The organism is Nocardia sp. NPDC046473, assembly GCF_040645995.1.
Lineage (GTDB): Bacteria > Actinomycetota > Actinomycetes > Mycobacteriales > Mycobacteriaceae > Nocardia.
Genome location: NZ_JBEYZJ010000013.1, coordinates 19,766 through 34,623 on the forward strand (window position 1 = coordinate 19,766; position 14,858 = coordinate 34,623).

A 14,858-nucleotide genomic window follows, 5' to 3' on the forward strand; every position below is an offset into this window, starting at 1 on the left:
CTCACGTAGCCTTGCGGTCATGTCGACAACCGTGCAGGCTTCGCGCGCCACCGGACTCACCGCGGCGGAGGTCGAGCAACGTCGCCGCGACGGGCTCACCAACGATGTGCCGGATCGGGCCAGCCGCTCGGTCCGCGACATCGTCAAGGCGAACGTCTTCACCCGGATCAACGCCCTGCTCGGCGTGCTGTTCATCCTGGTGCTGGCCACCGGTTCGATCATCGACGGCATGTTCGGCCTGCTGATCATCGCGAACAGCGCGATCGGCATCATCCAGGAGGTCCGCGCCAAGCGCACCCTGGACAAGCTGGCCATCGTCAGCCAGACCAAGCCGACCGTGCGCCGCGACGGCAAGGCCATCGAGGTGGCGCCGCGCGAGGTCGTCCTCGACGACCTGATCGAGCTGGGCCCCGGCGACCAGATCGTGGTCGACGGCGAGGTCGCCGAGTCCTCGCTGCTGGAGATCGACGAGTCGCTGCTCACCGGCGAGGCCGACCCGATGGACAAGCAGGTCGGCGCGGAGGTGATGTCGGGCAGCTTCGTGGTCTCCGGCAGCGGCTGCTACCGCGCGACCAAGGTCGGCAAGGACGCCTACGCGGCCAAGCTGGCCGACGAGGCCAGCAAGTTCACCCTGGTGAAGTCGGAGCTGCGCAGCGGCATCGACACCATCCTGAAGGTGATCACCTACCTGCTGATCCCGGCGGGCCTGCTGAGCATCTACAACCAGCTGTTCTCCAGCAAGGAGTCGTGGCGGCCCGCGGTGAGCGGCATGGTCGCGGCGCTGGTGCCGATGGTGCCCGAGGGCCTGGTGCTGATGACCTCGGTCGCGTTCGCGGTCGGCGTGGTGCGGTTGGGGCGGCGGCAATGCCTGGTGCAGGAGCTGCCCGCCATCGAGGGCCTGGCCCGGGTGGACGTGGTGTGCGCGGACAAGACCGGCACGCTCACCGAGAACGGCATGCGGCTGTCCGACATCAAGATCCTGGACTCGTTCGAGGACAACGACGTTCGGCAGGCCCTGGCCGCGCTTGCGGCCGACGATCCGCGCCCGAACGCGAGCGTGCAGGCCATCGCCGAGGCACTGCCGGACGGTCCCGGCTGGCAGCGCACCGCGGTCGCGCCGTTCTCCTCGGCCAAGAAGTGGAGCGGCTGCTCCTACGGCGAGCACGGCGACTGGCTGCTCGGCGCGCCCGACGTGCTACTCGACCCGAACTCCGAAGAGGCCAGGGTCGCAGAGGAACTCGGCTCCTCGGGCCTGCGCATCCTGCTGCTGGCCCGCAGCGACCGTCCGGTCGACGCCGCGGACGCGCCGGGCACCGTGCGCCCCGCCGCGCTGGTCGTGCTGGAACAGCGGGTGCGGCCGGACGCCAAGGAAACCCTCGAATACTTTGCCGGCCAAAATGTTTCGATCAAGGTGATCTCCGGCGACAACGCCGTCTCGGTGGGCGCGGTCGCCTCCTCGCTCGACCTCACCGGCGGCGACCATGCGGTCGATGCGCGCGAATTGCCCGACGACCGTGAACAACTCGCCGATGTGCTCGACCACGAGACCACCTTCGGCCGGGTCCGCCCGGACCAGAAGCGCGCCATGGTAGCCGCCCTGCAGTCGCGCGGCCACACCGTCGCGATGACCGGCGACGGCGTGAACGACGTACTCGCCCTCAAGGACGCCGACATCGGTGTCGCGATGGGCGCGGGCAGCCCGGCTACCCGCGCGGTCGCGCAGATCGTGTTGCTGGACAACAAGTTCGCGACCCTGCCGTACGTGGTGGGGGAGGGCCGCCGGGTGATCGGCAATATCGAGCGCGTCTCGAATCTGTTCCTGACCAAGACCGTCTACTCGGTGCTGCTCGCCTTCCTGATCGGCATCGCGGGCATCGGCTCGCAGATCTTCGGCTATGACCCGATCGGTTATCCGTTCCTGCCGCGGCATGTCACGATCGCCGCCTGGTTCACCATCGGCATCCCGGCGTTCATCCTTTCGCTCGCGCCCAACAACGAGCGCGCCCGCAGCGGATTCGTCCGGCGCGTCATGCGATTGGCCATCCCGTCCGGCGTGGTGATCGGCGTCGCGACCTTCGTCGCCTACCTCATCGCCTACGCCGGGCCGGACGCCACCGCGCAGCAGAAGGAGCAGGCAGGCACCACCGCGCTGATCACGTTGATCATGATCGCGGTATGGGTGCTCGCCATCGTGGCCAGGCCGTACGTGTGGTGGAAGGTGGTGCTGATCGGGGCCTCGGTGGCCGCGTACGTCTTCCTGTTCACCGTCCCGTTCACCCGGCACTTCTTCAAGCTGGATCCGTCGGACGTCGGGCTCACCACGGCCGCATTCATTTGCGGCGCTGTCGGAATCGTGCTCGTCGAGGTCGCGTGGTGGGTCAGCGCGACGCTGCTCGGCGAAAAGGGCAAACTGTTTCCGACCCCGAACAACGGCGATTCCTGACAAACTGGACATCCGACCCGGCGCGCCGCGAGAAGCCTTGTGCGAAGCGATCATTCAGTGTTGGAGTACCTTCTCCGGATATGGAGGTACTGCTGCACCAGATCGACGCGTTTGCCGACGCACCGTTCTCGGGCAACCCAGCCGCGGTGATGCCGCTCTCGTCGTGGCTCCCGGATTCGTTGCTGCAACACCTGGCCGAGGAGAACAACCTCGCCGAAACCGCCTTCTACACCGCGGAATTACCGCCGGAGGCCGGCGCGCCTCCGGGCGACTGGCCCGCGTTCCACCTGCGCTGGTTCACGCCTGCGGTCGAGGTGGACATGTGCGGGCACGCCACGGTGGCCAGTGCCGCACAGATTTTGGAGGACATGCACCCCGGCGCCGACCGGGTGAGCTTCTTCACCCGCAGCGGTTGGCTGCACGTGGACCGCACCGACGACGACGAATTCGTGCTCGATCTGCCCGCGGTGCCGTCCGCCGAGGCGGAACCTGATCTGGTGCTCGTCGCCGCGCTCGGTGTGAGCGCGGTGCGCGCGTTCACCGGGACCGACGAGGTCATCGTGGTGGCCAGCGAACAGGAAGTCCGCGACGCCGTACCGATTTTCACCGCGTTCCCGCCGTTACCGCGAGGCGCGATCGTGACCGCGCGTGGCGATTCCGCCGATTTCGTGTCGCGGTTCTTCGCGCCGGGCGTCGGCGTACCGGAGGACCCGGTCACCGGATCGGCGCACGCCCAACTGGTTCCGCTGTGGGCGCGTGAACTCGGCCGCACCGAGCTCAGCGCCCGCCAGCTCTCCCGGCGCGGCGGCAGCCTGCGCTGTGAGCTCGTCGGTGACCGGGTGCTGCTCGTCGGGCGGTGCCGCCGGTACCTCGATGGGGTTGTCCAGCTGCCGGATTGATCCGAGCATTCGCGACTCGTGCACGCGGCCAACAGGACTCGCGCTGAACCTGGCGCCGATGGAACGTGGCCGCGCGGCCGAGTCGTGCGCTGTCACCACGGCGGATCATTGATGCGGCGTGGTGATTGCAGGCCTCTGCCGGGATGAAGTGGGGATGAATCATCCCGGCGGAGGTCTGTCCCCGTCTCGGTGCCGAATCCCGCTCGGACTGTGTGGGTTTCGGCTGATCACCGGCTCAGGGCCGCTCTTCGATGGGAAAGAGGATGGGGCTCAGCAGGTACTGGGTGCGGTCGGGGGTCGCCTCGTTGCCGAGTGTGGGCAGGATCGCCGCGCGCAGGCCGTCGATCAGCTCGAGCACCTCGTCGTCGCTGAGCCAGATCCCGTGCTGGCGGTAGCCGACGGCGTCCCGGGTCAGGTCGGCCTCGGGGCGATCGAGGTAGGCGTTGAACTCGGCGAGCAGCGTGGCCATGGCGGTGGCGAAGACGCGGCGATGGTCGTCGGCGCTCAGCGATTGGGCGGCCGCCGGATCGACAACCGCGCGATCCTGGTGCAGCCGGTATCGGCGCTGCACCGCACCGCGGACCCGCTCCTCCTCGGCGACTTCGAGAATCCCTCCCGCGGTGAGCAATTCGACATGCCGATAGACGGTCGCCTTCGATGTATCGGGGAGCCGCTCGCACAGCTGCGCGGTGGTGAGCAGGCGCCCGCCGCGCATCGCGTGCACGATCCGCAGCCGTACCGGGTGGGCCAGCAGCTCCATGGAATCCATTGCTCTACGATCTCACAACTGATACCGTTCTCAAACATGAGAACGGTAATGGAATCGGACGGGACGACAGCGGTACGGGTCGTCGAGCTGTTGCGTGACGGGGAGTTCACGCGTGCTGCGGAGCTGTTCGGCGGACCGTTGCGTGCCGCGGTCTCGCCGGATTCGTTGCGCGCAGCGTGGTTGGCCGAGATCGGCAGGATCGGCGCTGTCTCCGCGATCGGTGTGCCCGCGTTGGAACCGTTCGGTGACGGCCTGATTCGAGCGAGGGTGCCGGTGGTGGGCGAGCGCGGCGGCTTCACCATGATCATGTCCATCGACGCGGCGGGTCTGCTGCAAGGACTTCGGTTGGCGGACACCGACACCGCGTGGACGCCACCGGACTATGCCGACCCGAGCGCCTTCGAGGAGCGCGAGATCACCGTTGGCTCCGGCGAACTCGCGGTCCCGGGCACAATGACCGTGCCACGCGGCCCCGGCCCGCGGCCCGCGGTCGTCCTGCTGTCTGGTGGCGGCCCGTTCGATCGCGACGAAACCAGCGGCCCGAACAGGCCGTTGAAGGATCTGGCCTGGGGTCTGGCCGACCGGGGCATTGCCGTACTTCGCTTCGACAAAGTCACCTACACGCATCCGCAGGCGGCCGACCAGCCGGACTTCACCATGGCCAACGAGTATGTGCCACATGCCATTTCAGCCGTCCATCTGCTCCGGCAACACCCGGACGTCGACCCGGCCCGGATCTTCGTCCTCGGCCACAGCATGGGCGGCAAAGTCGCGCCGCGGGTAGCAGCCGCGGCTCCTGAGGTCGCCGGACTGGTGATCATGGCGGGCGACACCCAACCCATGCAGCACGCCGCCGTGCGGGTCACGCGCCACCTCGCCGCGCTCGATCCCGGCCCGCAATCCGATGCCGCGATTGCCGCGATCACTCGACAGGCCGCGGTGGTGGACAGCCCGACGCTGTCCCCGGCGACCCCGCGTGCGGACCTCCCCTTCAGTTTCTCCGGCAGCTACTGGCTGGATCTGCTTGCCTACCAACCCGTCTCGACCGCCGCCGCCCTCAGCAAGCCGCTACTGATCCTCCAGGGCGCCCGCGACTACCAGGTCACCGTCGCCGACGACCTCACCGGTTGGCAGGCGGGCCTCGCCGACCACCCCGACACCACCTTCCGCATCTACGAGCAGTCTGACCACCTGTTCTTCCCCGGCGTCGGAATGGCGACCCCAGCCGACCACCAAACCGCACAACACGTTGACCTCGCCGTCATTGCCGACATCGCCGATTGGCTCGCCCAGCACTGACAACCGGACCACTCGCCGTTCCGTGCCGCGCATCCCTTGTCCAGCCGCGTACGAATCAGCCAGCAAACTCATGCGCAGCAGGAGAATTGACGCGCGGCGTCGTGCTTCGCGTCACTGATCCGATACCGGGCCGTCGATACGCGCCGACTGCGAGGCGCCGCAACACGTAGGTCCCGCCGTCGTCACCGACTGGCTAGCGAGTCGGTGACACCGCCGCCGCGCATCGTTTGGTCTCCCGCGCATGAATTGGCCAGCGAATTCGTGCGCGGCAGGAAAACTGGCGCGCGGCGTCGGCGCTTCGCGTCACTGGTCCGGTACGGGGCCGTCGTTCGGGCCAGGGAGGACGGCGTCGAGTTGGTCGGGGAGTAGCGGTACTACGCCGAATCGGCCGGCTACGGCATCGGCGGGGAGTGCCTGGACCGCGCGGATTCCGTTTCGGGAGGCGAGGTTTCGGAGGCCGTCGAGTGGCCCGCGGACGACGAGTCCGACCGTGCAGGCGCAGCCGGAGCGCAGGCGGGCGGCAGCGAGGGCAGTGATACGGGTGGTGCGTTCGTCGGGTGCGGTTCGGGGGAGTAGCCATGCGGCCGACTCGGCGGAAGTGATTGCCGCCTCGTCGCCCTTCGGGACAGGTACTGCGACCAGCGGGGTTTGCACCCTGGGGATCGGAACCTGGTACAGCACTTGCGATATCCGCATGCCGCCGCTGTTCGGCGGGATCTGTTCCGGCACCAGGGGTTCGGCGAACGAGACCAGTGCCCAGTGCTCATCGGTGTCCGTGCCGTTGAGCGAATCGTGGGCACGCGCAAGATAATCCGCGACCCGCTCACCCTGCTCCGGGCCGAGTCGATCGGTGAACACCCCGGCTTTGCGCGGCGGGTTCAACACGCCGAGCAGCACGATGAAGACAACCAGCGCGACGGCCGCCGCCCCGAGGGCGAGTCGCCCAAGGGGCAGCGTCGGCCGGTCAGGCATTGCGCAGGACGTCCAGCGCGTGCTTCAGGTCGTCGGGATACTCGCTGGTGATCTCCAGCCAGCGGCCGTCGGCCGGATGGTGGAAGCCGAGCGAACGGGCATGCAGCCATTGCCGTTCCAGGCCGAGGCGCTGCGCCAGCCGCGGGTCCGCGCCGTAGGTGAGGTCGCCGCAGCAGGGGTGCCGGATCGCGGAGAAATGCACCCGGATCTGGTGGGTGCGGCCGGTTTCCAGGTGGATGTCGAGCAGGCTGGCGGCCTGGAACGCCTCGACGGTGTCGTAGTGCGTGATGCTGGGACGTCCGTCGGCGGTGACCGCGAACTTCCAGTCGTTGCCGCGGGCCCGCCCGATCGGGGCATCGATGGTGCCGCTGCTCGGGTCCGGATGTCCTTGCACCAGTGCGTGATACCGCTTGGCGACGGTGCGCTGCTTGAACGCCCGCTTGAGCACCGTGTAGGCGTGCTCGGACTGGGCGACCACCATCACCCCGGAGGTGCCGACATCGAGCCGGTGCACGATGCCCTGTCGCTCGTGCGCGCCGGAGGTGGAGATCCGGTAGCCGGCCGCGGCCAGTCCGCCGATCACGGTCGGCCCGGTCCAGCCGACGCCGGTGTGCGCCGCGACGCCGACCGGCTTGTCCACCGCGACGATGTCGTCGTCGGCGTAGAGGATTCGCATGCCCTCCACCGGCACGACCTCGATCGAGAGTTCGCGCTTCGGTTCCGGGAAGATCACCTCGAGCCAGGCGCCCGCGGCGAGCCGATCGGACTTGCCCGCCGCGATGCCGTCGAGCTGCACCGAGCCCTCCTCGGCGAGTGCGGCGACCGCGGTGCGGGACAGGCCGAGCAGCCGGGACAGGCCCGCGTCCACCCGCATGCCGTCGAGCCCGTCGGGAACGGGCATGGTTCGTGTTTCCCTCATGCAGTGTTCCCTTCGCTGGTGGTCTTGTGCGCGGTGGTCTCGGTCGCGTCAGCGGCGGTGTCGGGCTCGTCGCGTCCGGTGCGCGTCCCGTTCGGCTCGAAGCCGAACACGGTCAGCACCACCAGCAGGATCGCGCCGCAGACGATCGACGAGTCCGCCACGTTGAACACCGGCCACCAGCCGATCGCGATGAAGTCGACCACATGTCCCTGTAGCGGCCCCGGCGCCCGGAACAGCCGGTCCACCAGATTGCCGAGCGCGCCGCCGAGCACCATGCCGAGCCCGATCGCCCACCACAGCGACCGCAGCGTGCGCCCGATGCGCACCACGCCGATCACCACGGCCGCCGCGACCAAGGTCAGCAGCCAGGTCATGCCGGTCGCCATGGAGAAAGCGGCGCCGGGGTTACGCACCAGACTGAACCGCGCGAAGTCGCCGATGATCGAGACCGGCTCGCCCGGCTTCAGGTTCGCCACCACGATGCATTTGGTGAGTAAGTCCAGGCCGAGCAGCACGCCGGCGATGATTAGTAGGGTCCGCAGCCGCTGTGGCGGACTCGCTGGGGTCGCCTCCTCGGCGGTGTTCGCTGGGCTCTCCTCGGACGGCGGCTCTTCACTCACACGCACCATCATCTCTCGAGCTACCCGACACGTTGTGCGGTGGTCACCCGCAAGTCAAAGCTGACACTCAGGATCCGGTCGTACGCTGATGCTCGTGACGGTGTTGTCTTCCCCCCACATCCCCCGGTTCGCGCGGTCGGGTGTGCTGCTGATAGTGCTCGCGGTCGGCCTGACCGCGTTCGGAACCGGCTGCAGCGGTGGCGCCGAGTCGCGCTCGGAGGCCGACAGCACCGAGCCGCTCGGCATCGGCAAGCAAGTGACCGTGCCGATCCCGGCCGCGACCACCGTCCTCGTGTCGCCCGGCGCCGAGCCGCGCTCGCTGCTGCACCGCGACTACCCGGCGGGCACGGTGCAGCAGGTGACGCTGCATACCTCGCACCGCATCGCGCAGCAGATCAACGATCAGCCCGCGCGCGACTTCTCCGCGCCCGCCCTGTCCATCCCGATGACGGCGCAGACCGACGCCGAGGGCATCGATCTGACGCTCGGCGCCGTCACCACGCCGGACCCGTCGCTGGCCAAGGCGCTCATCAAGACCGGTGGCTCGCATGCCGGATTCGACCTCAGTGATTTCGGCGCCATCACCGCGCTGCGGCTCGAGCCGTCGCCGGACACCTCCAACCCGGCGCGGGCCGCGCTGGAGCAGGCCTTCTATCAAGCGGTCTACCGCTCGATCGCGTTCCCCGATCAGCCGGTCGGCGAGGGCGCGGTCTGGACGGTGCGGCAGGAGATCAGCGGCGGCGTCACCCTCGATCAGATCACCACGGCGACGCTGACCAAACGCGACGGCGACCGGCTGACCATCGAGCTCGATGTCATCCAGCAGCCCAAGTCCGCGGTGTGGAACCTGCCCAACAACGCGGGCAAGCTCGACATCCAGGACTACGTCATGCAGGGCAACGGCACCATCACCGTCGATCTCGGGTTGCCGCTGCCGGTCGCCGGGTCCATCACCGTCGGCGGCCATCAGGGCTACCGCGATGCGCGCAGTGCGAGCGTGCTGCAGCAGACGATCGACACTCAGGTGTCGTGGACGGAGTGAGCCGCGGGTTCGGGCTGGTGCTTGTCGCCGCGACCACCGCGCTCGTCGCGGCGTGCGGATCGTCGAAATCGGCGGCTCCCGCGGCGCCGGACTTACCGCCGCTCGGTCCGGCCGCGACCGCCGCACCGGTGACCGCTGTCCCGATCACCGATGCCGACCGGCTGCACGATCAGCTGCTCACCAGTACGAATCTGCCACCGAACTTCACCATGCTGCCCACTCGGTCCGACGCGCTCGCCGGTGCGCAGGACTCGCCGACCGATCCGGCGGAATGCGCGAAAGTGCTCACCCCGCTGGGTGCGCAACGGCCGGGTTCGCTCGCCAAGGCGTCCATTCAATACTCGGGACCGAACTTCTCCAGCGTGGATATCGATGCGGCGAGTTATTCGAATGACGCGGTGGCGTCCGCGTTTTCGGACGTGCAGGCGACCTTGCGCCGGTGCACCCACTACTCCGGCACCGACGCCACCGACATCGCGGTCGACTACCGGGTCGGCGGACTTACCCAGCTGCAGGCCGGTGACGCGGCGACCGCGTTTCAAGTGCGCACCACCAGTGACGGGGTGACGCTGCATTCCTCGGTCGCGATCGTGCAGGTCGGCAGCACGCTGGTGCAGGTGGCGGTGACCGCGCCGGAGCCGGTCGAGGCCGGGGTGCTCAGCGATCTCACCGCCGCGCAGGTGCGTCGGCTGCAGGGTGTTCCCGGTCCGTGACGGGTTAGCCCGGTACCACCGAATCACCGACGACCCGAACGGTTTTCGCGGCCAGCGCCCTGGTGGCCGGGCCGTTGGAGACCGAGCCGTCCAGCTTGTACTTGCTGCCGTGGCACGGGCAGTTGATCGTGCCGTTGGATACCGAGGCGACCGTGCAACCGGCGTGTGTGCAGGTGGCGGACAGGCCGACGAAGGTGCCCGCGGTCGGCTGGGTCACCACGGTGTCGCCGACGATCACGCCGCCGCCGACCGGGATGTCGGCGGTCTTGGCGAGTGCGTTGCCTGCCGTTTGGCCCGGGGCGGCCGGGTTGCCTGCCGGTGCGGGATTCGGTGCGGGAGCGGTGTTTTCCTTGCCGTAGGTGGCGCATGCGGTCAGTGCCGCGGCCGCGACAACGGTGCCCGCGCCCGCCGCGACCACGGTGCGGCGGGTGAAAACCGATTCGTCGTTGGTCATGTGGTCGATCTCCGATCAGAAGGTGAGGCCGTGGTGCTGGAAGAACCAGAGCGAGGAGGTGAGCCAGAGGCCGGTCAGGCCGGCCAGCACCAGGCCGCCCGCGACCGGGATCACCCAGCCGGGCAACCCCTTTCGAGTGAGCAGCAGCATCTTGGCGACGAACGCGCCGTAGAAGAAGCAGCCGAGCAAGGAGTGCAGCAGCACGCGGGTGTCGTACTGCAGAAAACCGAAGGCGTACAGGCAGTGCACCGCGACCGGGACGCTGACCAGCACGGCGAGCCTGCCCGACCAGACATGCGCGGCGCCGATCCAGGACGGCGCGCTGAACGGCAGCTTGCCGTACATCGCTGACGCGGAGGCCAATTGGAATAGGGCGAGCAGGAAGGCGACGGTGGCCAGCCAGGTCTTGACCGCCTGCGGGCTGGAGAATCCCGCGACATTGATCGAGAATCCCGTTGGCTCATGCGTTTTGGCGTAGACGCCGAGTAATACCGACACCGCCGCGCCGATCAGCACCGGAATCGCGATGGCCGCGACCGCCGTTGCGCTCGGCGGCGGCCGCCCGCCGGGCGTCGTCTCACGATCAGCCGACACTGTCACCACCACTCACCTTGTTCGCAGTTATCTTCTTGCCGTTGACGATTGCCGTCGCATCCGAGCTCAGGCTCGGAGCAGGGGAGGTCGTACCGTCGGCCGCGCGCTGCACCCCGGTGACGTTGCCGTTGGCATCGACGATCCAGCTCTGCCGCGCGCCACCTTCGTTGTAGACGTAGAGCCCGGCGGGCGATCGCACTGGCGCGGTAGTGAATTCCCACTTCATGGGGCCGAGCCACAACGTTCCGGTGACCACCTTGCCGTCGTAGCGCCCAGCCAGCTTGGCGTCGTTCTTCCCCGTCAGCTGCAGCGCGCCACCGGTTGCACTGCCCTGCAACCACGACTCGACCGCCTTCCCATCACAGGCATAGGCAATCGCCTTGTCCCCCTGGACAGTGATCGACAGTGTGATCGGCGCACCGGTCGCCAACGGAATTTTGCCGACATAGTCCGCCTTCGCCGGAAACTGCACCGGCGCAGGTGCGTTGCTCGTCGGTGGTGCGGCGGTAGTCGACGGCGCCACGACAGCACTACTCGTCACCCCCGGCGTATTCGTTTTCGCCGCCGCCGGCTCACTCTCCTTCGACATATTGATGACCAGCAACACAATGCCGAGCACAGCCACCGCCGCCAAAGTGAGCCAAGGCCCGAGACGTCTCATAAATTCTCCTCGAGGTACGACCGCCGGTAAACCGGCCGAAGCGATCCCCGAACCTCAGGCTGTACCGGCACCGCTCTTCGCAATGTCAACGGCACAGCCCACCCCCTGGTTCAACCAGGCACTCACGACACCCAACCTCCGGCGTGTCGACCAACCGTGTCGCGCCACCACAGAGCGCCGTACGGGCCGATCTTTCGTCGCCGATCGCGATCCGCGACATCACCACCAGTGCCTGCGGTGTGGGCCGCGGTGAACGTGGCGCCTCGGACTGCTCGGGTGGTGGGCGCAGTCTAGGGCGGAGAGGGCGGGGCGTTCGTGCCGTAGCTTGGCGGCGGACCCGGCCCCCCTCAACGCTGCGGTGGCCAGGTCCGCCGGTGTGGGGTTACCCCCTGGCGATCGGCTCGGAAACCTCGAGTTCGATCGGGGTGGTTGTGCGGCGCTGTGGGTTTCAGCAGGTTTGGTGTGGTGGCGGCATGCGATGCGCCAAGAGGAATCGCATCAGGTTTCGCTGCATTTCGATGCCGCGATCCTGCTGCATCAGCCATGCGCCGATCGCGTGCTCGGCCAGCAGCGGTGTGGTGAACTGTGCGAGTTCGCAGCCCCGGGGACTGGCGTAATGCTCGACGGTGAGCGGGTTCGGAATGCCCTGCCCGACGTCGAGAACCTGTACCGCGGTCGGCAGGGTCGGCACGGAACCCGGATCGGCGAGATTGTCGGCCGCGCGCCACTGGGCGAGGTTGGTTCGGCCGATGACGATGTTGCTGATCTCATCGAAAAGCGTCTGCAAGAAGTAGGTCGGCATCGGGCGGACCCGTGGGCCCATCGCGTCGATGATGACCTGACCCTCAGGCTTACTGCCGTACGGCGCACCCGCCATCGGAGCGATTGCCGCGTACAGATCGGGATAGGTGGCACCGAGATTGGTGGTCATCGCGCCGCCCGCCGAGTACCCACCTAGATAGACGCGGGAGCGATCGAGCTGGAACTGATCGATCAGTGCGGTGGTGATGCCCGCGATGATGGACGGCTCGCCCTGACCCCGCTGTTGGTCCTCGGCTTTGTCCCAGTTCCAGCACAGCTCCTTGTTCGCCGCCGGATCCTGCAGCGGATAGGCGAGCACGAAACCCATTTCGTCGGCCACGGTGGCGAGCGAGAAGCCGGTCGGGTCCGGATGGTCGATCGGATCGTCGCAGCCGTGCAGGTACACCATCAGCGGCTTGCCCCCGGCGTCTCCGGGCGGCATGTGCAGGTAGTAGCAGCGGGTGCCCGCGCCATTGGTGAAGCAGCGCTTATCGATCTGGGCTTGCGCGCCCGGCGCGCCGGACAGCAGGCACGCGGCTATCAGCAGAAAGGAGCCGAGGACGGCGGAGAGGCGAAGCGCGGTGACTCGCACACCGCGAGCGTAACCACCCGCCGAGCTCCGCACATGCCCTCGATTCCCTGGGCGACGGACCCGTCCCCTCATCGCCATTACGGGTGGCCGGGTCCGTCGCGGGGGCGGGGGCTACCCGCGGGCGATGGCCTCGAAAACCTTGGGGTCGACCAAGGTCGAGGTATCGCCCAGCTCGCGGCCTTCGGCGATGTCACGGAGCAGGCGACGCATGATCTTGCCGCTGCGCGTTTTCGGCAGCTCCGGGACGAGATGGATCTCGCGTGGGCGGGCAATGGGGCTGATCTCGTGCGAGACCGCCGCTTTCAGCTCTGTGACGAGCGGGTCGCCGGTGTTCGTCGCGCCTGCGGTGAGGATGACGAAGGCGACGATGGCCTGGCCGGTGGTGTCGTCACTGGCTCCGACCACCGCCGCCTCGGCGACCGCGGCATGGCCGACGAGCGCGGATTCGACTTCGGCGGTGGAGATGCGGTGGCCGGACACGTTCATCACGTCGTCGACCCGGCCGAGCACCCAGAGGTCGCCGTCGTCGTCGAGCTTGGCGCCGTCACCGGCGAAATACCAACCGGCGGCGGCGAATCGGTCCCAGTAGGTCTCGCGGAAGCGCTCCGGGTCGCCCCAGATGCCGCGCAGCATCGACGGCCACGGCTGGTCGAGTACCAGCAATCCGGCTGCGCTGCGGTCGAGTTCGGTGCCATCGTCGTCGACCACCTTCGCCGAGATGCCGGGCAGCGCCGCCATCGCCGCACCAGGCTTGGTCGCGGTGACGCCGGGCAGCGGGGAGATCATGATGGCGCCGGTCTCGGTCTGCCACCAGGTGTCCACGATCGGAGTGCGGTTGCCGCCGATGACTTCTCGGTACCAGCGCCAGGCTTCGGGGTTGATCGGCTCGCCGACGCTGCCGAGCAGCCGGAGCGAAGACAGGTCGTGGGCATCCGGGATCTCGCGGCCCCACTTCATGAAGGTCCGTACCAGCGTCGGCGCCGTGTAATAGATAGTGACGCCGTACTTTTCGATGATCTGGAAGTGCCGGTGCTCGTCCGGGGAATTGGGCGTGCCCTCGTAGACCACCTGGGTGGTGCGGTTGGCGAGTGGCCCGTAGACGATATAGCTGTGCCCGGTGACCCAGCCGATGTCGGCGGTGCACCAGTAAACGTCTTGTCCCGCTTTGTGATCGAAGACGTTGTGATGGGTGTAGGCGGCCTGGGTGAGATATCCGCCGGAGGTGTGCAGGATGCCCTTCGGCTTCCCGGTGGTGCCGGAGGTGTAGAGGATGAACAGCGGATGCTCGGCATCGAACGCCTGCGCTTCGTGTTCTGGCGAGGCATCGGTGACGGTGTCGTGCCACCACAGGTCGCGCCCCTCGGTCCACGGCACGTCGATGTTGGTGCGCCGCACCACGAGTACGTGCTCGACGGTCGATCGCGCACCGCCCAGCGCCTCATCCACGGCCGCCTTGAGCGGTGCCGCCGTGCCGCGCCGCCACTGCCCATCGGTGGTGATCACCAGCCGCGCCTCCGCGTCGTCCACCCGCTGACGCAGGGCGGTGGGGGAGAAGCCGGCGAACACCACCGAATGGGTCAGCCCGAGCCGGGCGCAGGCGAGCATCGACACGATGGCCTCGGGCACCATCGGCATATAGATGGCGACCCGATCACCCGCCCGCAGCCCCAACTCGGTCAGATAGTTTGCCGCCCTCGAGACCTCGTCACGAAGTTCGCCATAGGTGATATCGCGTGAGTCGCCGGGCTCGCCCTCCCAGTGAATGGCGATCTGGTCACCGTGCCCGTCCAGCACGTGCCGGTCGACGCAGTTGTAGGCGACATTGAGCTTGCCGCCGACAAACCACTGCGCGACCGGCGCGTCGCTCCAGTCCAGCACCTGCGACCACGGCTGTTCCCAGTACAGCCGTCGCGCCTGCTCGGCCCAGAACGCCAACCGATCGGCCGCCGCCAGGTCGTACAGTCCCGCATCGGCATTCGCCGTCGCGGCGAAGGAATCGCCGGGGCGGTAGGACGCCGGTGCGGTGGTGTCGCGGGGATCGGTGGTTGCGCTGGTCACGCGATATCTCCTAACGAGAGAA

14 protein-coding genes are annotated in these 14,858 nt (G+C 68.1%); 5 read left to right on the forward strand and 9 right to left on the reverse strand.

The features are described 5' to 3' along the window. Nucleotides 1–19 precede the first annotated feature (19 nt). On the forward strand, nucleotides 20–2,443 hold the full coding sequence (locus ABZ942_RS38835) for an HAD-IC family P-type ATPase (RefSeq protein WP_357391224.1): 2,424 nt from the start codon (nucleotides 20–22) through the stop codon (nucleotides 2,441–2,443). An 80-nt stretch (nucleotides 2,444–2,523) separates the two neighbouring features. Next, nucleotides 2,524–3,342, forward strand: a complete 819-nt coding sequence (locus ABZ942_RS38840; RefSeq protein ID WP_357391226.1) for a PhzF family phenazine biosynthesis protein — start codon at nucleotides 2,524–2,526, stop codon at nucleotides 3,340–3,342. Between the two features lie 235 nt (nucleotides 3,343–3,577). Here ABZ942_RS38840 and ABZ942_RS38845 read toward each other — a convergent pair whose 3' ends face one another. After that, nucleotides 3,578–4,111, reverse strand: a complete 534-nt coding sequence (locus ABZ942_RS38845; RefSeq protein WP_357391228.1) for a helix-turn-helix domain-containing protein — start codon at nucleotides 4,109–4,111, stop codon at nucleotides 3,578–3,580. 36 nt (nucleotides 4,112–4,147) lie between these two features. On the opposite strand from ABZ942_RS38845, the gene ABZ942_RS38850 reads away from it, so the two are divergent. Then, on the forward strand, nucleotides 4,148–5,410 hold the full coding sequence (locus tag ABZ942_RS38850) for an alpha/beta fold hydrolase (RefSeq protein ID WP_357391230.1): 1,263 nt from the start codon (nucleotides 4,148–4,150) through the stop codon (nucleotides 5,408–5,410). Nucleotides 5,411–5,713: 303 nt separating this feature from the next. Here the strand turns inward: ABZ942_RS38850 and ABZ942_RS38855 are convergent, their stop codons facing one another. Genes ABZ942_RS38855 through lspA form a run of 3 tightly spaced genes read right to left on the reverse strand, consistent with a single transcriptional unit; the run spans nucleotide 5,714 to nucleotide 7,930 of the window. Then, a complete protein-coding gene (locus ABZ942_RS38855) occupies nucleotides 5,714–6,382 on the reverse strand; it encodes a hypothetical protein (protein ID WP_357391232.1) in 669 nt (222 codons plus the stop codon). Beyond that, entirely contained in the window at nucleotides 6,375–7,301 is a 927-nt protein-coding gene (locus ABZ942_RS38860) for an RluA family pseudouridine synthase (RefSeq protein WP_357391234.1), read from the reverse strand. Before ABZ942_RS38860 ends, ABZ942_RS38855 begins: the two co-directional genes overlap by 8 nt. Beyond that, complete coding sequence (gene lspA, locus ABZ942_RS38865; protein WP_357391508.1) at nucleotides 7,298–7,930, reverse strand: signal peptidase II; 633 nt, start codon at nucleotides 7,928–7,930, stop codon at nucleotides 7,298–7,300. The genes ABZ942_RS38860 and lspA overlap by 4 nt, the downstream gene beginning before the upstream one ends. Before the next feature lie 79 nt (nucleotides 7,931–8,009). Between lspA and ABZ942_RS38870 the strand changes: the two genes are divergently transcribed. Together ABZ942_RS38870 and ABZ942_RS38875 are read left to right on the forward strand one after the other, a co-directional pair. Then, nucleotides 8,010–8,963, forward strand: coding sequence for a hypothetical protein (locus tag ABZ942_RS38870; protein WP_357391236.1), 954 nt, complete (start codon nucleotides 8,010–8,012; stop codon nucleotides 8,961–8,963). Beyond that, on the forward strand, nucleotides 8,951–9,676 hold the full coding sequence (locus ABZ942_RS38875; RefSeq protein WP_357391239.1) for a hypothetical protein: 726 nt from the start codon (nucleotides 8,951–8,953) through the stop codon (nucleotides 9,674–9,676). The genes ABZ942_RS38870 and ABZ942_RS38875 overlap by 13 nt, the downstream gene beginning before the upstream one ends. A gap of 4 nt (nucleotides 9,677–9,680) precedes the next feature. On the opposite strand, the gene ABZ942_RS38880 is transcribed toward ABZ942_RS38875, so the two are convergent. The 5 genes from ABZ942_RS38880 to acs form a co-directional block, all read right to left on the reverse strand. Continuing rightward, nucleotides 9,681–10,130 (reverse strand): Rieske (2Fe-2S) protein, encoded by a 450-nt coding sequence (locus ABZ942_RS38880; RefSeq protein ID WP_357391241.1) that lies wholly within the window; start codon nucleotides 10,128–10,130, stop codon nucleotides 9,681–9,683. Nucleotides 10,131–10,145: 15 nt separating this feature from the next. After that, nucleotides 10,146–10,658, reverse strand: a complete 513-nt coding sequence (locus ABZ942_RS38885; RefSeq protein WP_357391509.1) for a DUF6529 family protein — start codon at nucleotides 10,656–10,658, stop codon at nucleotides 10,146–10,148. 55 nt (nucleotides 10,659–10,713) lie between these two features. Further along, nucleotides 10,714–11,385: a hypothetical protein gene (locus tag ABZ942_RS38890; RefSeq protein WP_357391243.1), complete on the reverse strand. Its 672-nt coding sequence runs from the start codon at nucleotides 11,383–11,385 to the stop codon at nucleotides 10,714–10,716. Nucleotides 11,386–11,833: 448 nt separating this feature from the next. Continuing rightward, nucleotides 11,834–12,778: an alpha/beta hydrolase gene (locus ABZ942_RS38895; RefSeq protein ID WP_357391245.1), complete on the reverse strand. Its 945-nt coding sequence runs from the start codon at nucleotides 12,776–12,778 to the stop codon at nucleotides 11,834–11,836. A gap of 111 nt (nucleotides 12,779–12,889) precedes the next feature. Further along, the gene (acs, locus tag ABZ942_RS38900; protein WP_357391247.1) at nucleotides 12,890–14,836 is read right to left on the reverse strand and encodes an acetate--CoA ligase; all 1,947 of its coding nucleotides are present in this window, start codon (nucleotides 14,834–14,836) and stop codon (nucleotides 12,890–12,892) included. Nucleotides 14,837–14,858 lie beyond the last annotated feature (22 nt).